Origin of the sequence: Vibrio sp. M260112 (assembly GCF_036533775.1) — a bacterium.
Taxonomy (GTDB): domain Bacteria; phylum Pseudomonadota; class Gammaproteobacteria; order Enterobacterales; family Vibrionaceae; genus Vibrio.
Window position 1 is genome coordinate 1 of sequence record NZ_JATABH010000215.1, and the last position, 374, is coordinate 374.

1 protein-coding gene is annotated in these 374 nt (G+C 47.1%); it reads left to right on the plus strand.

Annotated elements, in window-relative coordinates; all coding sequences use genetic code 11:
• On the plus strand, nucleotides 1-374 hold a 374-nt coding region (locus QTN95_RS21185; protein WP_331418907.1), incomplete at both ends, for an Hcp family type VI secretion system effector.

Here is a 374-nt window from a genome sequence, read left to right on the forward strand (position 1 = left end):
TGTACGGCTGACTCTATCGGTGACTCTTATGTAGAAGGTCACGAAGACGAGATGCTGGTTCAGAAGTTTGACCACGTCATTTCGGTTCCGACCGATCCTCAATCTGGTCAACCTTCTGGTCAACGCGTCCATAAACCTTTCAAGTTTACCGTCACTCTCAACAAAGCCGTACCACTGCTGTACAACGCGCTTTCATCTGGTGAGAAGATGAAGAACGTAGAGCTTAAATGGTACCGCACTTCTATCGAAGGCAAACAAGAGAACTTCTTCACCACTAAGCTAGAAAACGCGTCTATCGTCGATATCCAGTGTGAGATGCCACACTGTCAAGATCCGTCGATGTCCGACTTCACGCAAAATCTAACGGTCTCAAT